The organism is Paenibacillus sp. FSL E2-0177, from assembly GCF_037992975.1.
GTDB classification, from domain to species: Bacteria; Bacillota; Bacilli; order Paenibacillales; family Paenibacillaceae; genus Paenibacillus_AQ; species Paenibacillus_AQ odorifer.
This window is the reverse complement of sequence record NZ_CP150307.1, coordinates 2,719,524-2,745,431: the sequence shown is the minus strand read 5'-3', so window position 1 is coordinate 2,745,431 and position 25,908 is coordinate 2,719,524. Positions and strand designations below refer to the sequence as shown.

Genomic DNA, 25,908 nt, shown 5'->3' with positions numbered 1-25,908 from the left:
TCCAATTCCCTTAGCTCAATGTGTCAACACAAACTTATCCAGCAGCTTTCCATCCACATCATAGGCCTGATAGGTTAATGTATCCCCGGTAACGTTAATGCCGGCAAACATTTGCTTATTGTTCTGAAAATGCACCGCATGATAGAACTGATCTTCTTTTTTCTCGTTAAATTTTCCTCCAGAAGCGTTGGTCACCACATAGACTGTCCCTCGTTTAGCATCTTTGGAAATCTCACCTTCTGGAACTATTTTTCCGCCACGTAACGGGTAGGATCTGGAGTATTCATGATTATGACCCTGCAGCACTAAATCAACCTCATACGTATCAAAAATATCCGTCCAATTTTCAACTTTCTTATAGGAGTTCCCCCCGTAAGCCGGTCGGTGCATCGCAACGATTTTCCACTTCTTGTCTGTGTTCTTCAGATCTTCCTTTAGCCACTCCGTTTGCTTTTTTAGATTGCTCTCTGTATTCAGTACCGTTACATGCACTGGTCCATAATCGAAGGAATACGAGGTGCCTGCAATTGAACCCTTTGCCCCATTATCCGGCAGGTTGAAGTGTGAAGTATAATGCGTTGCATCCTCATCCACCTCATCATGATTGCCTGTTACCGGCATTAACGGAATCCCCGAAATCCAGCCCTGCACATTGCCAAAAAAATCATCCCAGCCTGCCGAATCCTCCGGATTCTCCGTCAAATCTCCGTTATGCACAATAAATTCAGCTTCAGGAAATGTCTGAAAAGCCTTGTTCAGCGTATTTCCCCACAGCTTAAAATCCTCTGCCGTTTCCCCTTGAGAATCCGTTACGTTGATAAAAGACACACTTGCCAGTCCATCTTCTTCCGTTGTAAATTCCGCTGCCGGACTCCATTCTCCTTCAACGCCACTACCCACTCTATAAGTATATAACCTCCCGGGTTCAAGACCCGTAGCTTCCACTTTATGAACACCTTTGGTGCCATTGTCTGTTTTGATGGAACTACTTTTTGCTTCTACCCTTTGTACATTTGTATTTGCAAAAGAGGACACTTGTCCCTTTACAATCTCCAGAATGCCTGCTGCACTCGAATCACTTGTATACCAAGTAAACGCGCGGCTTGTGCTCGCATCTCCCTTAAAGGTAGTCACGAGATCATACGGTGCTGGTGAATTTGCATTACTTCCGCTTTTCGATCGTTCCAACCCATAAGCCACTAAAATAACCATAATCACAAGCACCCCTAGGATTATGGCAAATTTATAGTCTCTCATCACGGTACCTCCTTATGAAAATTTCTCTCTAGCCTTCTAAATAAGATAGCCCCCTGCAAAGTCAGAAGTCAAATTTGCATACGATTCTTTATACAGACTTTTGTTAACGCAGTGTAAAACATTCAGCAAACATTCAGTCTATTTTAAGTTAAGCATAAGGTCTGTCTCCTAGAATTAGTCAAGCAGGAAGGTTAGCCAGAGATAGAGAGAGAAACGAGGTGTGAAAATGAATAAAAAGCTTCAATTCCGGCATGAACTTAAATTTTTCATTAACTATCATCAATACCTTATATTGCGCCAGCGATTGCAAAGCTTGATTGAGAAAGATCAACACGCTAATGAGAGTGGAGAATACCACATTCGGAGTTTGTATTTTGACGATATCAACAACACGGCACTTGCAGACAAGCTCGGCGGTCTCCGAGAACGGGCCAAATACCGGATTCGCATTTACAACATCCAAGACAACATCATTCACTTTGAGAAAAAAATTAAAATGGACGATTATATCGCCAAAATCAAAGAACCGCTAACCCGGCAAATGTACGACGAGATTATGGCGGGCAACTACGAAGTGCTGAACGTCCCCGACAGTCCGCTGTTCATGGAGTTATACGATCAGATGCGCCATAACCTGCTGCGACCCAAGGTCATCGTGGATTATGTTCGCGAGCCTTATGTTTGCCACAACGGAAATGTGCGAATAACGTTCGATAAAGAACTACGTACGGGCCTGCACTCTACGGATATTTTCGATAAGGATTTGCATCCGATTCGGGCGATTGATGAGAACTTCATAATTTTCGAAGTGAAATTCGATGAGTATATTCCAGAGTACATTAAAATCGCGTTGCAGCTGGAGGGACTGAATAGGCAGTCCGCTTCGAAATACGTGATCTGCCGCAAATTCTTAAAAACTAACACTTGGGAGGATTATTGATTATGAATGCATCACTAGCACCGCTAGCAGCTACAACAACGACTACAGATACTACAAATAATTTTTCAGACATTATTAAAAACTCGGTGATCGACAATTTTGTATCTGATATTAGTATCTCCAAGATGCTGATTACCTTGGGCGTAGCTTTTCTGATCGGATACTTCATTTACCTGCTCTACAAACGTGTCTTTAGCGGCGTTTTATATTCCAAAAGCTTTAACGTCTCACTTATGGGCATGACCATGATTACAGCTACTGTCATTATTGCGATTAACTCTAACCTTGTGCTGTCCCTCGGTATGGTCGGCGCATTGTCCATCGTACGTTTCAGAACACCAATCAAAGATCCAACTGATCTGATCTTCTTGTTCTGGGCAGCTGTAGCAGGGATTGTAACTGGAGCAGGATTTTTCACCTTGGCTATTATCGGTTCGATCATTATCGGCCTTATTTTGTTCCTGTTCATTAAACACTCTTCTATCGAAACGCCATACTTACTGGTCATTAACTGCGACAGTGATGAAAGTGAACGTGAAGTACACAGCCATATCACCAAATCCGTAAAACGCTACAATGTGAAGCAAAAAACAGTCTCCGCAAACAATATTGAATTGACGCTGGAGCTTCGTCTGGATGATAAAGTAGGCGGCTTTGTCAACACAGTCTCTGACCTAAAAGGTGTCAAAAATGCACTCTTGATCAGCTATAGCGGTGACTATGTATCTTAATTACAACGAGATGAAAGGCGGTGCCCCAGATGAAAACCAGAGGTAAGTCAATCCTGCTGAGTTTTTGCTGCCTGCTGCTGGTCATCGCCGTAGCCGGGTGTCAGAATGCAAGTCCGTCTGCAATAAATAATCCAACGTCTGATGCTCAGGACAAGGTCATTTCGAGCGATGAGAAAAAGCTAGACGAGCAGGTCTTTCCAAAAGATAAGGTCGTGGATGTCAAAATCACCTTGGACCCGGACGATTTTCAGGATATGCTGGATAATGCCAGTGCTGAAGAATATAAAATGGCTTCCGTCGAGTACAACGGTATGAAATACGATAATGTAGCTGTACGGACCAAAGGAAATCTCAGTCTCAGAAGCGTAGTACAGATGACAGACTCTGACCGCTACAGCTTCAAAATTTCTTTTGATGAGTATGTTAACCAGAATTTATTCGGCATTACTAAGATCAACCTGAATAATAATTACAGCGATGCTTCTTATATGCGTGAATTTCTGACCTATGAGCTCGCTGAAAGTGTCGGTCTCCCGACGCCGAAATATTCCTTCGTCAATGTGTATGTAAATGATGAACTGAAGGGTTTCTATCTTGCAGTAGAACAGATCAGTGATGCTTATCTGGAACGCAATTTCGGCAACACTTATGGTGCACTTTATAAAGGTGTAATGACCGGTCAGGGCAGTGATTTGACTTGGCTGGGCGATGATCCATCCCTCTATACTGGACTAGAAATGAAATCCGATAAGTCTAACGATGATATTCTTGTCGACATGCTGAATGAGCTAAACAACGGCACCGATTATGAAAAATACATCGACGTAGAGGAATCGCTGAAGTATATCGCTCTAAATGCGGTCACGGGTAATATGGACAGTTATTTAGGTGGAAATAAGCAGAATTATTACTTATATGAAGACGATGGGGTCTTCTCGATTCTGCCGTGGGATTACAATATGGCTTTTGGCGGCATGGGAAGCGCAGATGTGTTAATTGACGAGCCTACCCAAGGTGCGTTGGCAGAACGTCCACTGATTGCGAAACTGCTCGCTAATGATGAATACAAAACGAAATATCATGAGATTGTTAGTGAGATGATTACTGGCTATCTAGCGGACGATACGTTCCAGGCTCGGATGGATGAGCTGAACACGATGATTTCCAGCTATGTCAAAGCGGATCCATCCGCCTTCTACACTTTCGAACAGTATGAAAATGGGATAAAGGCTGTTGAGACCTTCATGTCGAACATGGCCACAAGTATCCAGCAGCAACTCGACGGTACCATTCCTTCCTCCGGTGACGGATCAGGAAGTGGTGGTGGCATGGGCGGCGGTGGCTTTGGTGGCGGCGCTAAAAATGGCGCAGCTCAAGGCGCTGCGGGTGCTGGGCAGACCACAGGTGCGGATGGCGCTACTGGTAATACTGGCGCAAATGCAGCTGCACCAAATACCGAAGGGCAAGCGGCTACGGGTGGACAGACTGCCCAAGGCGGTGCAGGGGGTGAACCTGGTGCCATGGGCGGACCGGCTATCCCTAATGGCGGCGAGGGGCCTGGCAGTAACTCACAAGCAGCTGCGGGTGGGCAGACTACACAAACAGGGCAAACTGCTCAGGGTGGACAGGCCAACACCAACGGCCAAGCTGCTCAAGAGGGACAGGCCAACACTAACGGCCAAGCTGCTCAAGGTGGACAGGCCAACACTAATGGCCAAGCTGCTCAAGACGGACAGACCAACACTAACGGCCAAGCTGCTCAAGGTGGATTTGACGGCGGCGCGGGTGGTGAGCCTGGAGCTATGGGCGGACCTGCTTTCCCTGAAGGCGGCGGAAATGGTCCTGGTGGTGGCGGCATGGGCGGCGGTGGCTTTGGTGGCGGTATGCCTGGTGGTATGGGCGGTGGCGACTTTGGTGGTGCTGGTACTATGCAGCAAAAAGGCAGCACGAGTGAAGCCATCACAACTGGCGTCGCCATCCTTCTCCTAATACTAACCGCTGCTTTCGTAACCTTTTACAAACGCAAACGGCTGTAGATAAGTAAAAAGTATCCTCATAAACAAATAATTCATGCAAGAAGCCTCCGTCGTTTATTGGCGGAGGCTTCTTGCATGAACACTATATTCTTGTATCACAACTATTTCCCGCTTACTCTTTTCGCCCGCGCAATATACTTATGGTTGCTATTAAAAAGGCTAGTAAAGAGATCCCTAATGCGATATAGACCATTGGGTTGACACTGGTAGAGTTGTTCTCGCTTTCCATGATGGCATTATGTTCTTCCATGCTCATGCCATTGTCACTGGAACCATGAGAATGTTCATCCCCACCGGAGGCTTGCACAATCGAAGTAATAGAATGCGGACTTTCTGTTCCTGCCTCACCAGACCACTGCACCAAGCTGCCATCGGCATAATGCTGATAAGCATCCCAAGCAATGTCGCCTGCAGTATCAGGATTCTTTGCTGTGAAATAGAAACGTTGGAATTGCCCTGCTTTAATTCCTTCTCCATTAGCTATCCAGCTAACTTTGTTCCCCTCAATGGTAACATCCCAGCCCGGTGTAGCCTCATATTGCTTGAACTCGGCACCTGCCGGGATTCGTAGATCCACTTGTGTAGTCGCCACATCTTTTTCTGAAGGAACTTTAAGTGTGTAAGTCTCCCATGCTCCGGTACTGGATTGTGCTGGTGCTACGGTTACATGCGCGCTAGCCACGGCTGCGAACAACAGAAGTGTTGCAGCGGCTGGTGCGAAGAGTGTCATTATTTTGCGAGATAATCTGTTCATAGTTAGAGTGCCTCTTTCTTTAAGTAATTTTATCATTATTCACTTTCATCTCTATCCTCATATTTACCGCGGAAAATCACGTTTACGTGAAGCAAGCCCCTGCTCCAGAGCATAACGCGTCAGCTGCGTACGATTTTGGAGTTGAAGCTTCTGAAGGATGTTTTTCAGATGGTTTTTTACGGTATGCTCCGAAATCGACAGGCTTATGGCAATCTCTTTATTCGTCGATCCGGAAGACACACAGCTTAAAATCTCCTTCTCCCTCGCCGTCAAAGACTCCCCTTCGTCCGTTAATGAAGGAACGGTAAATTCTTTCAAGATTTGAAAAGCCAGCTCCCGGCTTAGCGGTGCTTCTTCATTCACAATGGCTTGCAAATATTCAATCCAGGTGGAAGGTGCCAGATTCTTGAGTAAGTACCCTTGTGCGCCTTGCTTCAATGCTTCGAGGAGGTGGGAAATTTCGTCCGATACCGTAACGATAACGATTTTGACATAGGGATATTCCTGCTTGATCCGGCGAGTAGTCTCCAGCCCGTCCATCTCCGGCATCTGAATGTCGATAAGAATGAGATCAGGCATCCACTGGGCCGTGAACGCGATCGCCTCAGGACCACTCTCCACTACACCAATGACCTCAAAACTATCATCCATGGACAAAATCTCACACATCGCCTCACGCGCATGCGCATGATCATCCACAACCAAAACCCGGTACCGGCTCATAAACTTCCCCCTCCTTTCGTAATTTCCACATTTGTCCCCGTATTGCCGGAGCTCACCTGAAGCTTCCATCCCATTCCTTCGACACGTTCCTTCATGATCTGAAGGCCGTAACTTCCGTTCACCTCAAAGGGATCATGCTGAAATCCTTCGCCATTGTCGACAATCGCCACGCTCCAGTTTTTCTCAGTGCCTGCACCTGTGATAGAAACCTTCGCCGCTCTTGTATGCTTACGCACATTAATAATAGCCTCTCGGATACAAGATAGCAGTTCTGCTTTTTCCGAAGGAGAGAGGGCTTCATCCTGTAGACTCCAATCCAAGGAAACCTCAATCATAATCTCGTTAGCCATTTGAGCAAGCTGATCTTTAACCGACTGTTCCAATGAAAAAGAGTGCTGCTCAGACACTGGTACCTTCAGATTGGCGATCGCCTGCCGAACATAACGGTTCACCTCGTGGACGGTCTTTTTGATCTGATCCACATTTTCTTCGCTGACTTCCCCATTCCTGCGGCTTGCTTCCAGACGATCTATTTTGACAGATAAAAGAAATAAAGATTGCGCCATCCCATCATGCAGTTCCTTAGCTAGCCCTTCCCGGGCTTTCATTGCCTCTTTGAGCGCACGTTCCTGCTCCAGCTCCCGCTGATTCCGCTCCATCAGCGAAAACAAAGGGACGAGCAATACAAGAGTGAACAAAAATACGAGGACAGGTGTCAAATAATTCCCCAGATCCATCGAGATATAAGGCATTAGAAACTGATGGCGCACGACCTCCCAGATCCCTACCATTAGTGTTGGCAGTAACAGGATCATATACTTGATTCGGTTATACGTTGCTGTCCCCTCCCGTACATCTTATGATTAACAATATCACCGTCACAATTCTGCTACATGACTCGATCGGGCTATTTAAAGTTCTTATTGTTACAAATTTAAGTATTTTAAAAAAATAATGCTATCCCTCATAATATTATAAGCAATATATAGTGAAAATTTATACTTTCTTATATTGTAGCAAAAAAAAGATACATCCTTCGATGTATCTGCATCCCAGTTATAGTGGTGATGTGTAGCGTCCGTATTGAATGTCCATTTCTTTAAAAACATTTCCCTCTTTTTTCAGGAAAAATGTGTTTACGCCTTCCGCTCCCCACCACTCCATACCGAGTAATGGACCTTCAGCAGTTTCCGCCGCAAAAAGAATAGAGAACATCTCAGGTATCACTTCCCCTCCATCATCCACTCTCCAGACGGAAAATTCATCGCCTTGAATGACAGCCGGATAATCCATAAAGGTAAGCCCGGCCTTATCTTCCAGCACGAGACTAAATAACATCTCCTGATCCTGCCTAATGAATTGAACGAGATACAGCTGCCGATCACCAGACAGGTCAGCAAGTTTCCAAATGTGCTCTATTTCACGATTTTTCGCAGAAACAATATTCTGCCGCACACTTTCTGCAACATTTAGCGAGGCTTGCTTAACCTCCGTAGGCTTAACAGAGATTAGCGCATTCGCATTAAACTCTGCCTGATCCGTCAGGTAATAGGTCTCATCAGGGGTCGCATTCCCCGCTTCAACCGTATAAAGATACCCTGGCAGATTCACAAAATTGTGAGCCATCTCCCGGCCATTACTGTTCTCCGTACCCTCCTGCCATTTATTCAATTTCACTTTTAGCACTTGCCCATGATCGCCGATCGCCTCATTCAATTGTTGCATTTGCGCATCCAGCCCTTTTTCCTGCCCGGTGACTAAGATGCTCTTGCCAGACTCATCTGCAAAACCAAAATTCGCCTTCAGCTTTCCAGCTTCCAGATAAGCTGCTGGCTGCTGCATACTTGCCGTTGGTGTTGGCTCTGCACTTGGAGAAGGGTTTGGATTGTTAGAGCCTGAGCAGCCCGCCAGCAGTAGAACAATAAGGAAACTCACACTGAGCTTATTCATTCCCATTCCTCCAGACGAAACTAAAATATTCCCATACTAAGATACCGTTCCCCTGTGTCAGGTGCAATGCAAAGCACGCGTTTGCCAGCCCCAAGACGACGTGCTTCCTGCAACGCCGCCCATACAGTGGCACCACCGGATGGACCCAGCAGAATTCCTTCTTTTGCAGCCAGCGTTCTTACCGTCTCCAAGGCAGCTTCATCCGCAACTTGAACGATGTCATCGTAGACCTGTGTATTCAAAATGGCAGGTACGAAGCCCGGACTCGTTCCTACCAGCTTATGTGGTCCTGGCTTTCCTCCAGATAATACGGGCGAGCCTTGCGGCTCAACCACAAGAACCCGAATATCAGGTAGATGCTCACGCAAAACCTCACCGGTTCCAGTTATCGTGCCCCCAGTTCCTGATGAAGCAACAAACACATCCAGCTTACCTTCCATTTGCTCCAGGATTTCCAGAGCGGTCGTTGTCCGGTGAATATCCGGGTTGGCTTTGTTCTCGAATTGCTGCGGAATAAAACTGTTCTCCACTTCTTTTCCCAGTTCAATCGCTTTTGCTATAGCTCCCGGCATCCGTTCTGCTGCGGGCGTCAGCACAACATCCGCACCATAAGCCTTTAGAATATTGATTCGTTCCTTGGTCATATTATCAGGCATGACAAGAATCGCTTTATACCCTTTTGCCGCGGCATTCATCGCTAAGCCTATCCCTGTATTTCCACTAGTCGGCTCAATGATCGTCCCGCCCGGCTTCAGCAAACCTTCTAGCTCGGCTTGCAGGATTAGATTATAAGCTGCCCGGTCTTTTACACTGCCACTTGGATTAAAAAGCTCCAGCTTCACGTAAATTTCTGCATCTTGGGGGCTAGTCAGCCGATTTAATCTTACAACCGGTGTATTCCCAATCAGCTCTGTTATATTGTTAACCACTAAGGATGTCATTTTAGAGCCTCCTTCATTTCTGTACCTTCCATTATTGTAACGTGAGCAGCACCTCCTGTCGATTCAGAACCTTAGTTTCTGCAACCTGAAAACAACCGCCCCCCACGAAAGCGGGAGACGGCTGTTCAGTACTGGCAGCATTTATTTTTAAGGATTAACGTTAATCGTAAAAGTAGACGTATTATTTTTAATATTCGTTACCGTGTTGGTAATCTTCAGATTGTTAAAGGTGGCTGACCCTCTGGCAGGACCTTGCCCAGCCTCAGCCGCTTCATTTACCCAGATGCCCACTCCGGATTTGCTGTCAAAAGCATCTCCACTCTTTTGCGCACCGGAAATTGTGACATTCGTGAAGAGGGTATCTGTCACTGGGAATTGCGGCGTGGAGCCGACATAGTTGGTCTGGAACATGATGCCATGATAGGTTGGATCAATGATATCCACATCACTGACACGAATGCCTTGGAATACCTTAGAGGCTGAGAATACCCAGATTGCCGGGAAGGTCTGTGCACCCCAGAAATGTCCACCTGCACGAACAATGGAAATATTCTCAAAATTCGTTGTCGGTGAAGCGCCAAAGCCGTTCATTGGATACCCGAAGTCAAGTGAGCTGATCGTAATTCCAGAATAGCAAAGCGTGTCAGCAATATAAATGTTGCGGAAGGTATTGGCATATCCGCCATAGACGGCTACACCTGCTGCCCGCCAGGTCAAGATTGAAGTGAGATTCTCATAAATATTATCCTTCATATCTGCACCACCGGAATCAATAGCCGAAAACAATGCAAAGCTATCATCCCCTGTTGCCCGTGCCTCAATATTGGACACGAGATTATTCGTGCTGCCATTCGTCATATTGATGCCGTCAGCGAAGGTGTTGCGGATACGGGAGTTTTTGATCACCATGTAATCCGTATTAGCTCCCCAATACATACACACCTGATGTTCGGTCCAGATGTTATCGATCGTAATATTTGCCACATTGGAGAAATCAAATACTTTACCCGGGCCATCAATACGTGATGTGTAGTTCCCAAAGTAAGCAAAATTCGCAAAAGTAGAGCCGTTAGCGGTATCGCTTGCCCGGAAACCGATATCCGTATTCTCCTGATTCGTTGGAGCGTAAAATCTGGTATACCATGGGCCCGCACCAATGATTTTCATTGCTTTTCCATAGACCTGAAATTTACTGGAGGTCTGATAGTAACCGGCCGGCAAATACACACCTACGAGATTTCCGGTCGTATCCATGCGTACTTTATCTAGCGCATTTTGCACATCCTGATGTGTAAAGCCGGCTGGGACCGTATATTTGGCCGGATCTGGATTGGCAATCGGTGATACCTGCTCCAAACTGATGAAATCAATGGCATACTGCGAGGTATTTGCCACATCCTTTTGCAGTCGAATCGTACTACCTTTCGGAATCGTGCTGTCGAACATAATGTTAGCTTCATCATAAATATGCCGCGGAGAACCCGCGCTTGGTGAATTGCCGGGACTTATCTCTGAACCGTACAGCCATGCATATTTAGAGGTCAGATTAATCGCCTTGGTATAAACTCCGTTCACATAGATGTTCAGTGTAGCATTCGTACCGTCTCCACTCGCCGAATCTGGAATGGAGAAGCGGGTGACCAGTGTATTAGTGTCAGCCTTAGTAGTGAATTCTACATAACTGCCTGTAGTATTCAGTGTGACTGCTCTTCTGCCTGAAGCCTCACCCGCAAGATCTCCAATGGTCCGATTAGCAGTAAGCTTCACAGCCCCGCCACCAATCACACCCTCCTCAGCCTCATACATGTCGTAAGGCATATTGGCTCCACGACCTACAAAAAGAGACTGTGTTTGAATATTATTGGCCTGTTTAACTGGCAGCTCATTAGTGTCTACGGCAATTTCCGTCTTCACAGTATATTTGCCATTAGCTGCTGTCCAAGTGCCAAGACTAACAGGAGGCGCTGTTACTCCACTGCCAATCACGCCGTTATAGGTTCCAGTTAAGGTTTGGAGTACAGCATTCGTAGTAGCATCCAGAACCTTCAAGGTTATGTTATGCGCACCCCCTGCGGATGCTGCTGTCCCTTGATTCTTGATTGCCACCGAGAAGCTGACCACATTGCCGCCTGCTGGATTGCTTGGTGTCCAGCTAACAGGGGAAGCTACTAGATCAGAACTGGATACGGGAGCAATAATAAGAGAATTTGGGCTAGTGAAGCTGTTATTGCCTTCGTTCAATTCAATAACCGTATTATTCTCGTCAACCTTTGCAGTTAAAGTATAGGTAGCAGCATCCTTTGCGCCCATATTTAAAGTGACGTTCGTAGATGCGCCAGCCGCTAATGCCCCCACTGGGCTAGTGCCTACAAGTGTGCTGCCCAAGTAGAAATTCACATTAGTCGCTATGGAAGCTAACGTTCCAAGGTTTTTTACCGTTGCATTTAAAGTAATGGCATTGGTCTCTACTGGAGCTAAAGGTGACCATGTAAGACCGGTTATCGCCAAATCCGGATTAGCAGCTGGTGCACCCATCACTTGGAATTCAGCGATTTGTCCAGCGGTTGAACCAGTATTGGTGGTAATCTTCAACTGTACTTCACTAGCCGTGGCCGTTACCGGAATAGTGACCGTATTGCCAGTTGCCGGATTAAAAGTATACACGGTTGCTGACACAAGACTAGTAAAGGCTGTTGTATTCTGATTATGCCCAAGCACTTGAATAGTCTGAGTACGTGTGGACCAGGCCGATGATGGATTCAGTTTGAGGACAATGGATGTAATATCGGCATTACTACCCAGGTTTACAGATAATGTATTGGGATAACCTCCTCCTGCTCCTTCCCAGTAAGTAGTTACATCACCGTCATTCGCATTTGTAGGAACAAAGGTAAAGACGGAAGAGGAAGCGTTGATGCTTTTGTTCAAAGCCAGATTGGAACCCGCCCCAGACGTTGGTGTAACTGTTGGTGTCGGGGTCGTTGTTACAGTTGGAGTTGGAGTTGGTGTCGGTGTTGGCGTAGGTGTTACTGTCGGTGTCGGAGTTACCGTCGGAGTTGGGGTAGGTGTTGCCGCTGGTGTCGGAGTTGCCGTCGGCGTTGGCGTAGGTGTTGTCGCAGAAGCTGGAGTGACGTTCAAATTATCTAGATTCACATTTCCAGTGTCTCCTGCATCGTACTTATAAGTAATCGTGTTAGCACCAGCATTCAGAGCCAGCGTCTCAATCTTTGTTGACCAAGTATTCCAATTGGCCAGATTCGCAAGTGAGGTTTGCTTAATTTTAGTTCCATTCACATAAACACTAATGGTTTTTGTACTGCCTGATGCATTTGAAAATCTTAATGTAGCATCATAGTTACCAGCAGAAGCCACATTAACGCTAAATGCAGTCGCAGCACCTTGATTTAGGTAACCATCAACAAATCCTGTACCTGTATAACCTGTATGATCCATGTTAACCTTGGCACCACCGGATAATGCGGCATTCTCCGCTTCATATCCTGAGGATGGAGTTGTAGTTGTATTACCATGAACCTCAAATTCCGCTAACTGTGCTGCTGGCCAGACTGTATTGGATGTGAAATTCAGTTTAACATATCTGACATTCGCAGCTGTAAAGCTGATGGTCACTGTATTGGAATCACTCGTTGGATTAAATGTATAATTGGCGGAATCTACTAAGTTATTGTAAGTTGCATCATCTGTACTTCCTTGCACCGCTAACGTTTGAGTTCTTGTTTCCCAATTCGTAGGCAGCTTTAGCACAACCTGATTCACGCTGCTTGCTGCCCCTAAATCCACTTTAATCCATTGCGGAAAAACACCGCTTGCGCTCTCCCAATACGTTCCTTGGCTGCCATCATTAGCATTGGCTGCTACGTATACATCACCGAAGGAGCTTGAAGTAATAGTCTTCCCTTGGGCTAAATTCCCCGCAGCTAAACTCACCGAAGGATATAACCCTAACTGACCTACAAATAATATAACAATCAAAGAATATAGTACTGCCGTCTTCCCTGTAAATCTTTTAGAAGCTGCTATCATTGAATAACCACCTTCCAAAATTTTGTGGAGCTATGCAGCAGAAAGGATGCGCTTTCAAAACAGTAGTTTTATAGACATTCGCCTCCTACATTTGAAATGATGGATTACGGATACAAGCTAACTAATAACGCTAATAATATAAGTTATAGGTAGATGGCCGTCGATGGCGATTTCTATGCTTTGTATGTGGGATATTACGTTCAACAAAAAAAGCCCCAGAGAGGCCAAGGGGACTATATTGCCCCTTAACTCTCCGACGCTTCATGTTATACATTAAATCTAGCTACCAACCCTTGCAGTCCATGCGCCATTGTACTTAATTCACTTGCAGAGGATGCAATTTGTTCGACCGAAGCCATTTGCTCTTGTGAGGCTGCCGACACATGCTGAGTACTCGCAGCGGTTGTTTCCGAGATTTGCGTAACGTTACGAATTGACTCTACAATCTCATCCGCAGCCGCCGTAATCTCCTCCACGGCTCCAGATACTTCCTGAACCTGTTCGGCGAGTGAATCTATAGATAGTCGAATCTCACCGAAGGAACGTCCCGCTTCCTCGATAATCTCCGTACCTCCCTTTACTTCACGCATGCTGCTCATCATCACCTTCATGGCATCATCTGCTTCACTTTGGATCCCAGTCGCCATTTCTGCAATTTGATTGGCGGATTCCGCGGACTGCTCTGCCAGCTTACGGACCTGATCGGCAACCACAGCGAAACCTCTACCTTGTTCACCAGCACGAGCTGCCTCAATCGTCGCATTTAGGGCCAGCATATTCGTCTGCGAAGCGATTCCTTTTATGACTCCTACAATACTGCCAATCTCCTGAGATCGATTCACAAAACCTTGGACTTGCTGTGATAAAGATTGTATGGAGTGATTAATCGATTCCATTTGCTGCCCAGCGGCCTGAAGGGATTCATCTCCTGTAATGGCAAATGCCGCAGAGCGATGGGAGGCTTCCGAAATGTCCTGGACACTGGCAGCAATTTGGCCGATTCCTAGTGATATTTCTGAGATTGTAATTGTATTGGTCTGCAAATCATTCATCTGTCTGGCTGTTCCGGAAGCGACTTCACCCATAATATCCGATATTCGTTCTGTGGCGCCTGCCGTCACTCCACTATCTGACCTAAGCTTTGTAGAGGAACTCGCGAGACTATTTGCTGATAACTTCACCTGTTCAATCATCGTGCCCAGATTATCTGTCATTTTATTAAAGTTAAACGCCAGTTCACCAATCTCATCTTTAGAACGAACACTTAACTTGCGCGTAAGATCGGCATCCCCATCTGCAATTTCCTTCAACTGAGTGTTCACATCACGAAGCGGTTTAATAATTCGTCCAGAAATTAGCAGCGCAAGGATCACCGCGAGCACTACCGACAATCCGGTCACACCAAAGCTAGTAATCAAAGCGTTATTACGATGCGAATTTGCCAGGCTTTGTCCATTCTCTATTTCCTCCATGAGCATGTTCTGAAACACAATCTGAGATTCAATCATAGCGTCTAATGACAGGTTCGTGAATTTCTTCTGCGCTTCCGGGAAGTTGCCTTCCTTAGCTAAGGCAAAAGCTTCCTTCAGAACGATTAAATAATCATTCCATTTGCTCTTCAGCTCAGCTACACCCTTTAACTCAGCTTCACTTAATCGGGCATTCTCCAGCTCTGTAATAGCATTTTCAATCAATGGGAGCATTTCTTCATACTGCGCCAGATAGGAATTCCGCTCATCATCTGTGTTACTCATCACATAACGAGCACCCAGCTCATCTGCGGTACGAATCTTATCCGTTAAGCCTTGAACAAGTGACAGCTTGTCCCAGTTACGATTAACCTGATCTGTCAATTGGGTAACCTTCCCCTGAAACAATGTGTTTCCGGCTATCGCCACTAGAAAGACTATGATCACAGCAGTAAATCCTAAGACTATTTTCCCACGGATACTTTTCACCATCGGTTTTCCTCATCTCTATATGTATGTAGGTCTATTTGGTACTTTTATCCTACTAGCTCTCCCTTAAGCCTCTCTGAATTTGAACTGAATGTTTGCTTAAAAAAACAAAAAGACCCCTATTTCCGGCCGAGGGCAGGAACTAATGGTCTTTTGAGATCTTTTTATTCGTATAAATTTCCGTTAGCCAGCTCTGCCAGCTTCGATTCATCCAGTACGCTTAAGCGTCCACGATTTCGTGTAATGATTCCTTCATCAATAAAACGACGTACGATTCGATTAAGATGCCGATAGCTTGTGCCAAGCAATTCTGCTGTCTCAATAAGACTTGAGGTCCGAATCTCCTCCACTCGCCGGTCACCGTTTTTATCTGCGAACAAAGACATTAAATAACTGGCAAATCGATTCTCCACAGGATACAACAGGTTAAGTGCGGAGGCTTGACCGAGCGTATGCAATTTGTGACTAAGTTCTCCGACGAGAAAACGTAACAACGCTGTATTTTCCTCAAGCTCTCTCAGGAGTAGTCTTCTCCCTGCAAAAAGAATCAAGCTCTCACCCACAGACTCCACTTGATTCTTAACAGGGAACCGGTGAAGGAGCTCTACATCCCCAATCACAGATATCGGATTTGTAAACCGCACCAGCATAGATTTGCCATTTGGCAGCAAGGTCTGAATTTTGAGCTTGCCCTCAACCAATATGAACATCCCATCCAATTGATCGCCAACCAAACACAGCTTTTCTTCATCCGCGTAACGTCTCAACTCCATTTTATGCGTTACCAGCGGGCTAAATATTCCGTCCAGACCGTTCTTCACTGCCAAGGCACGGACAGCCTCACGGTCATTTATCGTCTGCATGTAGTGCCCCCTCTATTGTTTGCTCCAGTGTAATTTAGAATACCCCACAAAAAAAGGACATATGTCCTTTTTAATAAGGTTTTCCTATGACACTTTACATTACAACAGAATCCACACAATAACGAATCATATCTACCTTCTGATCCTGCAGCCAAAATTCAATACTCCGATGGTTGATTTTATCCACGTATCCGATAATCTCAGCCCCTTGCTCCCCTCTTTTATAATAAGAAGTGCCATAAGCCTTGATCACTTCGTCTGCTGAAGCTCCAATATGAATATCTCTTGCCGTACTCATCGTATGATCGGAATAGACGCTGATTAGAATGATCTTATCATCACCACGTGCTGTGGCTATTGTTGTCTCGTGACCCAGATCGTAATACTGATACCGCTCTATATCATTATTTGGCTTAGGTTCCCTAGCGATTGAATCAAGGCTTTGAAGCAGCTGAATGCCGCCCAGACTTTCCTGTTCAAGATGGGTGCTGGAAACACGCGAGTAATGATTTTGTTTGGGCGCATTGTATAAATAGATATGATAGATCCCGTAACTTAAACCTACCGTAATAAAAATGATGATAAATGACCAGCCTCTTTTAAATGGCTTCTTCCTCACTGACCTCACACCTTCTTCTTACCTTTACTGTGCAAAATATTCAGCCAGCTCACGCTGCGCCAGATATTGCGGGAAATTAAACGACTGCCATGCCTGCTCACGCTTATTGAGTTCTCTCCATTCATTCTTTAAAAAATCATCCAGCATCCCATCTTCCTGTTCACTAAACTTTATCAGAGAAGGGATGACCTCCGGAGATAAACGGACCAAATAATTGGCGTCCAATTTACCACTCGCTGCGTAGCGATCCATATTTTTATTAGCGATAATAACATCCATCCCGATATAGTTCATGACGACGTAGGAGATCAAGCCCAGCACAATATAACATTTCGCCAATGGCACACGCTGAACAGCTATCCGTAAGGCTGCAACCACCAACAATAAGCCCATAAATATCATAAATGCATGCACTAAAAACCGAGTCGTGGTATAGCCATACACCTCTTCATAAAGAGTCAGACGGGTATAGGCGGAATATAGCATAACTGTCGAGCAACCAACCAGAATGTAGAGCAGAACATTAATAAATTTTTGCAGCCCTCCACTTCTTTTTCCTTCCGACACCAAAGCCAGCAGCAAAATCACGAAATTAATCGCAGCCACCATAATCAGCTCAAAAAATCCACTACGTGCGTAATCAGCATATGAGCTGCCCTCTGGTAAAATCCCTTCCCATGCTCCAAACAAGTAAGAAAACTGTACGAAAACAAACAATACATATACCGTGTTAATGGCTATAAGAATCGTCGTCATAATTATCGGATCCATTTTAAAGCTTACAGGCGCCAGCACTGGACCATATTCCTTAGGCTGCATATTCCAGTCATAGATTTTCGAATCCACATACCCCCACACTAAGCCGAACAAGCCCATGCCCAGTAGGATAATCCACAGCACCCGCACAAAACCTTCCCCAAATGAAATCTGATCCAGCACATTCGGCAGCGCCAGCAGTACATGATGAAACACTCCGTCCGCTGAGGACAGCAGAGTAACCACAACCAGCAATATTGGAAAAGAGATCGCAAGTCCTATCAGCACTTTCCCCATAACCTGCTTACGCTCGTCCTTCATTTTACTGCCGCCAGTCCTTTTAATGATCGTAAACACAGTGCTCCAATGGCGGAAATTCTGTGGAAGCACATGCTCCAGCGTGTTCCCCACTAATCCAAGCCGGCTCCAAGCCGGCCGTTTATCACTAAGCAAATAAGTCATATGTAATAAAATCAACACCGGGATCACCAGCAGGTTCAGCCCAAAGAAGAAAAAATTATGAAAGAATAAATAGGTTAATGAAAGTAGAAAAATCGCTCCAAACCAGAAGTAACTGAATTTGCTAAGCTTGCGGATTTTAGCCTTGGCATAATAAAGCATGAACGCATAGAACAGACATACAAAGATTGGATACGATAGGCCCGCCAGCTTTCCATAAAATAAATACTGATGAACTATTGCCAGTAAGAACGCGGCAAGCAAAGCAGCAAGTGATCGATTAAGCCTAAGTCCCGTTCCCGTTTCCATTTCCTCGGTCATGGTAATTACCCCCATTTTCTTACTTTCTCATCCTTATTTTACGTGATAAAATAAGAAAAAAAAGAGAAAGAATTTATTTATAATTTCCTATTTTCCGAAAGGAACCAAAACAATGAAGCTGCATAGCCAATTTTTAAAGCTGCAATCTCATTTTGGGGGAGCCACAGAAATCTCAGTGACGATGGATGAGTTGGCATTGATTTTCGGCTGTACACACCGCAATGCCCTGCATATTGTGAATAAAATGATGTTGCAGGAATGGATCAAATGGACGCCTAAGCGTGGGCGGGGAAGCCGCTCTTTGCTGCAATTTCTTGTTCCCTCCGAAGAAATTGCCCTTCAATCCATGATGCAGGCGATTAGCCGCAAAGATGTCCACAACGCTATAGAAGGTATCAAAACCCATGCCAGCTCCACCTCACTGCAGGATACACTGCAGGGTTGGCTGCTGACCTATTTTGGGCATCATTCTGAAATTCGTAGTGACAAGCAAATTGATACTCTCCGGCTGCCTATTACCCAGCAACTCCATACCTTCGATCCGTTGTATATGAATCTGCTGGCAGAGTCATTTGTTTCCAGCCATGTTTTCGACGGGTTAGTGAAACGAAGTGGTGAACAGGACAAAATCGTTCCCTGTCTGGCTCACGCCTGGGAAGTCGATGAGAGCCGGACGCTCTGGACTTTTTTTCTACGCAAAGAGGTGTTATTCCATCATGGAAAAGTGCTGACAGCCAAGGATGTAGTCTATTCCCTGGGACGGTTGATGCAAACCTCTAAACGGACACTCTATAGCTATATTTTCAAAGAAATCCAGCGGGTCACCGCATTAAATCCATCTACCGTTCAAATTACGCTTAAGCAGCCTAATGAACTATTTCTACCATTTTTGTGTACGAGCAGAGCCGCAATTGTACCGCGTGATTTAGAAGGAATGGATGAGCAGAGCTTTGGCCGTAGACCCGTGGGGACTGGCCCCTTTAAGGTTGTGGATATGACCGAGGACACTTGTGTGCTGGAGGTTTTTCCTTATTATTTTCAAGGACGGGCTCATTTAGATCGGGTTGAAATCCTTTATGTCCCGTGGGATACCGAAACGTCATCCTCTGATACGGGTTCTGCTTTTCACGTGATTCAGAATCCCTCATCCGCCAGTTCTTCGACCTGGAGCCGAATTCATTCGGAGTCTTCCATTCGGAAATTCGTCACCTGCAATACGCAAAAAAAGGGACCGCTAAGCGATCCCCTGCTTCGGGCAAAAATAGTCTCCTGTTTAAAAGACGATTCAGCGTCCATCGAGCAAGAAGCGATAATAGATCAAGAAATCACGTTGCAAATCTCTACGATTCCACAATATGCTGGCGATGCTGATTTTATTGCCACTAGACTAGAGCAACAAGGTTATAAATGCAATGTCATTTCCGTGTCTCCAGAGGAATTTAAAGGTCCGATTCGGCTGGAATCTGACCTGATTGTTTTCTCATTATTCCGTGACGAGGATGAACAACTTCGTTTATTTGATCTATACCTCACGCTCTCCCAGCATATTGAACCGCATACCCGGGCGGATATAGAAGGCTGGCTATATACCATCGCGCGCGAACCTAATCCGGTGGCCCGAGCGGAAAGTTTCAGTATCATCGAGAACCGTCTGATTGAAGAGCACCACCTACATATTTTGTATGAAAAACCTACTCAGACTGCTTATCTCCCTTCTGTCCGTGGAGTTAGCTTCAATAGCCAGGGTTGGGTTGATCTTCGTCATGTCTGGTTTCCGCCACTGCTCTCTAGCAGCACGAATTGATCTGCTTGAAATAAAAAATGCGGAAATCCAGAGCTTGCCCAGGATTTCCGCATTTGCGATAAAGCTAATTATAAAGCTGCTGTTTTAGTCGTAGCTGTAACTGTAGAAGTCCCTGCATCCCACTTCACATCCATATTCAATCCCTCGGAAATAAATCTTACCGGAACCAGTGTCCGATTTCCGATAATTTGCGGAGGAACGTCGAGTGTGAGTGCTTTGCCATTGATGTAAGCAGTCTTGCTGCCAATGGCCATTACGATCGTTGTATTGTCTTTTACTGCGGTGATTTTCTTAGTCGTTTGATCCATGGTTACTGTAGCACCCAGAGCATTAAAGATTGCATTCACTGGCACCAGCACCCGGCCATCCTTATTCACAGGAAGCTGATCTGCAAAGCTGACCGCTGTTCCGTTTAAAAGTACGGATATTCCCTTAGTGCCCGTCGTGTTCGGATTCGTTGTTGATGGTGTTGTAGTTACAGAGGGAAGAGGTGTGACGTTAAGCCCTAGCTGGCCTTGCAGATTAGCAAGTCTGTTCAGCGCAAAGGTCATAATCGAACCTGCTGCCATTGTCCCCATACCTTGTCCCCCGCCTCCAGCGTTACCTGTTGGAGATGTAGGATTGCCATCAGTCGCAGTCCCTGTATTATCAGGACGTGCTGGCGGTGTCGTTCCATCCGGAGGTGTCATGCCCTCCATCCCTTCAGGAGGAGTCATGCCTTCCATCCCAGCTGGCGGAGTCATTCCTCCACTACCACCCATTTCACCTGTTGCTGAATAAGTAACATTACTTTCAAATTGTTCCATGGTATAAAATTTGGTTGGGTCTGCTTGAACGTAAGGTTTGATCAAGGTAGCCAATTCAGTAATTCTGCTCTGAATTCCTTCCAAATAATCAACCAGCTCAGATACATATTTCAGGTATTTAGTCTTATATTCAGGCACTTCCAACAGATTAGCAATCATTGGGACCTGATCTAAACTTATCCCAAGCGTTGGATTATCAATTGATGCAGTTACTGCGTTGGTATTGGCTGCAAGGGTTGTTGCCGAAGTAGAAGTTGTGCCCGCAGCAGCTGTTGTATCTGTTGTCCCTGTTCTGCCGCCTCCGCCACCAGAATACCCGTTAAAGGACATGTTCATATCCCATGGAAGTACACTAAATTTACCGGATGCATCCCCGTACAACATATAATTATGACCTTTATCCCCGTTATAGCTGTCATAGTTACCCAATACAGCATTAGCGGCAATATACTTCAGTGCCGAATCCACATCTAGCACACTTTCAATAGAACCCTTCTCACCGGCAGGCATCTCATTCAGCACCTTGATGAAGTTCTTTAACGAAGCTTTATCATCTTCTTTACCTGTATCATAAGTTATCGTTTCGTAGTCACTGCCTTCTTTGTACTGCAGATAACTTTTTTCTTCTGTATCATACAGAACACCATCGTCATAATTTTCTCCATAGGTACGTTCTAAGTAGCTGTCATCTATTGCTTCCACACCTACATAAAAACCATATAATTCTCCGTTGATATACAGATTGGTGAACACAGTCAAAGGTGCATCCACACCAACAGAACGAAGCGCTTCGTAATGTAAATATTCACGAATATACGAAGGGTCCGAGAAATTATTGTTCAGTACCATTTTATCAAGACCAAGTAACGTTTGCTTCTTATCATATTTATCAAATTTCAGCCGGAAGCTGTATCTGTCCGAGTCTGTCATACTGGCTACCGATTTTAACGTCAGATTCCCTTTAGTAGAAAATCCAACATTTTCAACAACATTCCCGTCAACTTCAACCTTAACTTTTTTGTATTCTTTTTCGAGGGGACTTGCTAATATACTTTTCCAATCCGCATCATCAATCGTTACTTTAACATCAATGATTCTGTCACCCGCGAACAGGGATTCATACGCTTTCGTTACACCTGCATCCGCCGCACTAACTACGGGCGTGTTTCCAGCAACACCAAACGCCGTTGAGACGATAGCAAGACTTAGTGTAGCTGCCATGAACTTTCTCAGCAAATTTTTCTTCTTCACCATGTGTAATCCTCCTTGAAGTACAGATTTATGTTTTCGCAGTTCAAGGAGATTGTAAAATATGAATCTGAATATACGCTGAATAGCTTGTCTATGCTTTGCCAGGTAGGCTGTTTATCAGCCCTTTGCCAATCAGATTAGCTGAAACCGGCGGTTTTCCGATCTCTCTAGCCCAGACCGATAATTGCCCGACATGATGAATCTCATGAGCAATCACATGGCGCATTACCTCACCCCAGGCATCGGTCACGATCCTGCCATCCGGAAGGTGATCCTCTAAAACCCTCTGTTCCAGACCCTCATGCCAAGCCGTTACAAAGGGTTCCACCTCTGTGTGGAATTTTGCATCCAATTCTCTTACTTGCTGCAAAGTCTTGTACTGCTCAAAATCCTCTTGGAAATCCGGCTTTCCTTGCAATACTTGAATCCAGCTCCACTCCACATCAACAATGTGAAAAAGCGTCTTAAGAATACTGCCTACACCACCTATACGTGTTGCGAGCAGCTCCTCCTCAGAAATATCTCCACACCACTCATACCATTGTTCACGGACCATCCAGTTATAATTAAAAAATGTATGCAGGTTAAAAACCTCCTAGAAAGTTGTGTGCTTTTTAATGGGAGCTTAAATGTTTTCGGTATCCCTCCACCTTTTCATCTCTATAACCTAACGATTCATAGAACACATGCGCTTCCTTCCGCTGCTCACCGGAGACTAAAATGATATAATAGCAGTCTCTTTCCCGGGCCGCTTGTTCAATGGCGTTCATAAGTTTTTTGCCAACGCCTTGACGGCGTGCCCGCACTGAAACCACCACATTCTCAATCACCATAAACGGTTTGCAGTCCCCCACTAAGTCCTGACACACGATGCCCATCAAAGACCCTAGTAACTCACCCTCTACAAAAGCACCCAATAGAATGTAGCGGTTATCCGCCTTGACCACTTTAAATACTTCTTCAAGCTTATTAAGGTCAGACGGTTTATTCATCAGCTCTTGATATAAATTCCCCAGTTCAGAAAGGGATTCCATTTCTATTTCTTTAATAACAACCATGATTGTTCATCCTGCTTTCTTTTAAATTAACAGCCCTACTCATACACATACAGTCCACCATTCCGTGGATGAGATATTCGCTTTCCATTATAACCTCTTTGGACCAACTGCTGCGCCAACACCTTCATAAAGAGTAATGCCCATAATTCCAAACTTCCTTCAACTCGAATTCGTCTTTCTGTCCATTCCACTCTACTACCACTTTGATGATAGAATCCTCTCGCTCAAACGCACCAATCCCAGAATGTACGGACTTCAACTCACCTTTGACTCCCTCAATATTATTGCTGACTTCTTCTGTAGCCTGTTGAATATATTCCGCCGACCAAAAGTTCCTCCTATACCATTTGTAAATATCTCAGCACGATCTCAACGCGCTCTCCAACCGATAAATCTTCCTCTATTCGTAAAATAGGACATTCCAGTGCGGACATCCATTCCTCATGCAGCACTTTGCTCCTGACTTCAACTCCAGCAACATCATATAATGCCGCCCACTCCATAAAGGTCAGATATGCTTCGTATTTACTTCCTCCAGGCAAAATATGATCACCATATCTCTCGTACTCTCTGGCTCTTAATCTATCTAAACGAATTTCCGGTGGAAGTCCTAGAAAAATAACCAAATCGAATAATGGTCGAAGGCCATCTCCCCAGCCACATACCGCACCGCTTAAAATCCAAGGCTTCTTATGGGTCAAATCGCTTGTAAGTTTCGCTAATCGCGCATTGACCTCACGCTGCTTAGTGAATTTATGCTCCCAAAAATAGTCGTCACTGTCTAACTGTACATGTGGCAACACTTTAGCTAATTCGTAACCTAGTGTACTCGTTCCTACGCCTGAGGCTCCCATAATATGAATTCTTCTCATACATTCCCCCACCTTTAAGTGGATTTAAAGTTGCAATTCGGGCAATTTTCCTCCAAATATAAAAACAAATAGACTGCTCTCTAATGAAGCAAAGCAGTCCATTTATCGTAAAGATCTTATTCCGTTATAGCTGCTACGTCTTTAGGAATCCGGCGTGCTGCATCCGTGGATATAGCCGCTTGGATTACTGCCAGGCGGACCTGCTCAACTACTTTTTCGTTAAAAATACTTGGGATGATATATTGCTCATTGAGTTCATCCGGATGAACGACCGATGCAATGGCTTTTGCCGCAGCCAGCTTCATTTCGAGATTCACAGTTCTAGCCCGGCAATCAAGTGCGCCACGGAAAATACCCGGAAAACATAACACATTGTTGATCTGGTTCGGATAATCACTTCTGCCTGTCGCTAGGACACGAACAAAAGGTTCTGCCAAATCCGGTTCAATCTCCGGTGTAGGATTAGCCATCGCAAAAACGATGTTATCACTGGCCATACTTTTGAGATGATCCACGGTTAGAATTCCCCCACGGGACACCCCAATAAAGACATCTGCCCCTCGTATAACCTCCGTTATTCCCCCCTCAATTCCCTCAGGATTGGTTGCGGCAGCAAGCTTCTGCCATTCCGGATTATCATATTGGAGATCTTTTCTGAGAACGCCTTCACGATCAACCGCATAAATATAACGCGCGCCCGCTGCCAGCAGCAGATTACATATGGACACCCCAGCCGCCCCAATACCCACAACAACAATCCGTGCATTTTCAATAGATTTATTTACAACTTTAAGCGCATTCAAAAGTCCTGCAAAAGCCACCACGGATGTTCCATGCTGATCATCATGAAATACCGGAATGTCCAGCTCTTCCGCAAGCCGGCGTTCGATTTCAAAGCAGCGTGGCGAACTTATATCCTCTAAGTTTATCCCTCCAAAGCCAGGAGAAACTGCTTTTACGATATTGATAATTTCATCCGGATCTTTGGTATTTAAGCACAGCGGAAAAGCATCAATGTTCGCCAATTGCTTAAACAGCATCGCCTTACCTTCCATGACAGGCATAGCGGCTTCCGGCCCGATATCCCCTAGTCCAAGCACAGCAGTGCCGTCCGAAACGACTGCAACTGTATTTCTTTTCATCGTCAGAGAATAAGCTTTTCTGGGATCTTCAGCAATCGCCGTACATACCCGGGCTACCCCCGGCGTATACACTAAGGATAAATCCTCCCGATTTTTAATCGGCATTTTAGGTGTGATTTCGATTTTTCCGCCAAGATGAGCCAGAAAGGTCCGATCCGACACGTTGATTATTTTAATTCCCGGCATCTTCGATAATATTGAGATAATATCTCCATTAGCTGCGTCTTGCACATTCACTGTTATATCTCGGGTAGTGACATCCTTCCCTGCACGTATCACGTCAATAGCAACAATATCTCCGCCAGCTGCGGCAATTCCTGAAGCAACATCGCCAAAAGATGCAACCGATTTCCGAATTTCGAGCCTGATAATCATTGTAGTCGCAATCGACATGAATTAGCCTCTCTTTCTTCAATCCTATTATTTAAAAAATACTATACTTTCCCATTTAAACATATCTTCCGCCTATTAACTAGATCAACGAAAAATTTTTCTTCTTACAGTATTCCCATCCGCACCCGACCCAAATACATCAGGTATGACAGCTACGGGCACAGAGCCATTTTTCCCATAAAAATAAAATTCATCATAATCTTAAGTGTATGTAAGCATAAACAAACCGT

General features: G+C 45.2%; 21 protein-coding genes. 4 read left to right on the top strand and 17 right to left on the bottom strand.

Annotated features, from left to right (window positions below; genetic code table 11):
• Positions 1–15: 15 nt before the first annotated feature.
• Positions 16–1,257 (bottom strand): metallophosphoesterase family protein, encoded by a 1,242-nt coding sequence (locus MHI25_RS12105; protein WP_340395476.1) that lies wholly within the window; start codon positions 1,255–1,257, stop codon positions 16–18.
• A gap of 226 nt (positions 1,258–1,483) precedes the next feature.
• On the opposite strand from MHI25_RS12105, the gene MHI25_RS12100 reads away from it, so the two are divergent.
• Genes MHI25_RS12100 through MHI25_RS12090 form a run of 3 tightly spaced genes read left to right on the top strand, consistent with a single transcriptional unit; the run spans position 1,484 to position 4,964 of the window.
• Complete coding sequence (locus tag MHI25_RS12100) at positions 1,484–2,197, top strand: polyphosphate polymerase domain-containing protein (RefSeq protein ID WP_076179754.1); 714 nt, start codon at positions 1,484–1,486, stop codon at positions 2,195–2,197.
• 2 nt (positions 2,198–2,199) lie between these two features.
• On the top strand, positions 2,200–2,928 hold the full coding sequence (locus MHI25_RS12095) for a DUF4956 domain-containing protein (protein WP_036683492.1): 729 nt from the start codon (positions 2,200–2,202) through the stop codon (positions 2,926–2,928).
• Positions 2,929–2,957: 29 nt separating this feature from the next.
• Positions 2,958–4,964 carry a CotH kinase family protein gene (locus MHI25_RS12090; RefSeq protein ID WP_340395475.1) on the top strand — a complete coding sequence of 669 codons (2,007 nt, stop codon included), beginning with the start codon at positions 2,958–2,960 and terminating at the stop codon, positions 4,962–4,964.
• A gap of 112 nt (positions 4,965–5,076) precedes the next feature.
• On the opposite strand, the gene MHI25_RS12085 is transcribed toward MHI25_RS12090, so the two are convergent.
• The 10 genes from MHI25_RS12085 to MHI25_RS12040 form a co-directional block, all read right to left on the bottom strand.
• The gene (locus MHI25_RS12085) at positions 5,077–5,718 is read right to left on the bottom strand and encodes a DUF1775 domain-containing protein (protein WP_076187371.1); all 642 of its coding nucleotides are present in this window, start codon (positions 5,716–5,718) and stop codon (positions 5,077–5,079) included.
• A 63-nt stretch (positions 5,719–5,781) separates the two neighbouring features.
• Positions 5,782–6,441, bottom strand: a complete 660-nt coding sequence (locus MHI25_RS12080; protein WP_076130654.1) for a response regulator transcription factor — start codon at positions 6,439–6,441, stop codon at positions 5,782–5,784.
• Positions 6,438–7,232, bottom strand: coding sequence for a histidine kinase (locus tag MHI25_RS12075; protein ID WP_340395474.1), 795 nt, complete (start codon positions 7,230–7,232; stop codon positions 6,438–6,440). Before MHI25_RS12075 ends, MHI25_RS12080 begins: the two co-directional genes overlap by 4 nt.
• 265 nt (positions 7,233–7,497) lie before the next feature.
• Complete coding sequence (locus tag MHI25_RS12070; RefSeq protein ID WP_340395473.1) at positions 7,498–8,391, bottom strand: hypothetical protein; 894 nt, start codon at positions 8,389–8,391, stop codon at positions 7,498–7,500.
• Positions 8,392–8,411: 20 nt separating this feature from the next.
• The gene (gene cysK / locus MHI25_RS12065) at positions 8,412–9,332 is read right to left on the bottom strand and encodes a cysteine synthase A (RefSeq protein WP_340395472.1); all 921 of its coding nucleotides are present in this window, start codon (positions 9,330–9,332) and stop codon (positions 8,412–8,414) included.
• A gap of 147 nt (positions 9,333–9,479) precedes the next feature.
• Positions 9,480–13,376 carry a discoidin domain-containing protein gene (locus MHI25_RS12060; RefSeq protein ID WP_340395471.1) on the bottom strand — a complete coding sequence of 1,299 codons (3,897 nt, stop codon included), beginning with the start codon at positions 13,374–13,376 and terminating at the stop codon, positions 9,480–9,482.
• A gap of 266 nt (positions 13,377–13,642) precedes the next feature.
• Positions 13,643–15,337 (bottom strand): methyl-accepting chemotaxis protein, encoded by a 1,695-nt coding sequence (locus MHI25_RS12055; protein ID WP_340395470.1) that lies wholly within the window; start codon positions 15,335–15,337, stop codon positions 13,643–13,645.
• A 161-nt stretch (positions 15,338–15,498) separates the two neighbouring features.
• The gene (locus tag MHI25_RS12050) at positions 15,499–16,197 is read right to left on the bottom strand and encodes a cyclic nucleotide-binding domain-containing protein (RefSeq protein ID WP_036683474.1); all 699 of its coding nucleotides are present in this window, start codon (positions 16,195–16,197) and stop codon (positions 15,499–15,501) included.
• Between the two features lie 94 nt (positions 16,198–16,291).
• Positions 16,292–16,816, bottom strand: coding sequence for a hypothetical protein (locus MHI25_RS12045; protein ID WP_076130648.1), 525 nt, complete (start codon positions 16,814–16,816; stop codon positions 16,292–16,294).
• 24 nt (positions 16,817–16,840) lie between these two features.
• Positions 16,841–18,352 carry a DUF4173 domain-containing protein gene (locus tag MHI25_RS12040; protein ID WP_340395469.1) on the bottom strand — a complete coding sequence of 504 codons (1,512 nt, stop codon included), beginning with the start codon at positions 18,350–18,352 and terminating at the stop codon, positions 16,841–16,843.
• A 112-nt stretch (positions 18,353–18,464) separates the two neighbouring features.
• Here MHI25_RS12040 and MHI25_RS12035 point away from each other — a divergent pair, with 112 nt between their 5' ends.
• Positions 18,465–20,156 (top strand): ABC transporter substrate-binding protein, encoded by a 1,692-nt coding sequence (locus MHI25_RS12035; RefSeq protein WP_340395468.1) that lies wholly within the window; start codon positions 18,465–18,467, stop codon positions 20,154–20,156.
• A 68-nt stretch (positions 20,157–20,224) separates the two neighbouring features.
• Here MHI25_RS12035 and MHI25_RS12030 read toward each other — a convergent pair whose 3' ends face one another.
• From MHI25_RS12030 to MHI25_RS12005, 6 genes are all read right to left on the bottom strand, one after another.
• Positions 20,225–22,216 carry a CotH kinase family protein gene (locus MHI25_RS12030; RefSeq protein ID WP_340395467.1) on the bottom strand — a complete coding sequence of 664 codons (1,992 nt, stop codon included), beginning with the start codon at positions 22,214–22,216 and terminating at the stop codon, positions 20,225–20,227.
• An 88-nt stretch (positions 22,217–22,304) separates the two neighbouring features.
• A complete protein-coding gene (locus MHI25_RS12025; protein WP_339191174.1) occupies positions 22,305–22,796 on the bottom strand; it encodes a DinB family protein in 492 nt (163 codons plus the stop codon).
• Positions 22,797–22,827: 31 nt separating this feature from the next.
• Positions 22,828–23,271, bottom strand: coding sequence for a GNAT family N-acetyltransferase (locus MHI25_RS12020; protein ID WP_340395466.1), 444 nt, complete (start codon positions 23,269–23,271; stop codon positions 22,828–22,830).
• Between the two features lie 124 nt (positions 23,272–23,395).
• A complete protein-coding gene (locus MHI25_RS12015; RefSeq protein WP_303047238.1) occupies positions 23,396–23,530 on the bottom strand; it encodes a hypothetical protein in 135 nt (44 codons plus the stop codon).
• Between the two features lie 79 nt (positions 23,531–23,609).
• Positions 23,610–24,143: an AAA family ATPase gene (locus tag MHI25_RS12010; RefSeq protein ID WP_340395465.1), complete on the bottom strand. Its 534-nt coding sequence runs from the start codon at positions 24,141–24,143 to the stop codon at positions 23,610–23,612.
• A gap of 116 nt (positions 24,144–24,259) precedes the next feature.
• On the bottom strand, positions 24,260–25,678 hold the full coding sequence (locus tag MHI25_RS12005) for an NAD-dependent malic enzyme (RefSeq protein WP_076130640.1): 1,419 nt from the start codon (positions 25,676–25,678) through the stop codon (positions 24,260–24,262).
• Positions 25,679–25,908: the final 230 nt, after the last annotated feature.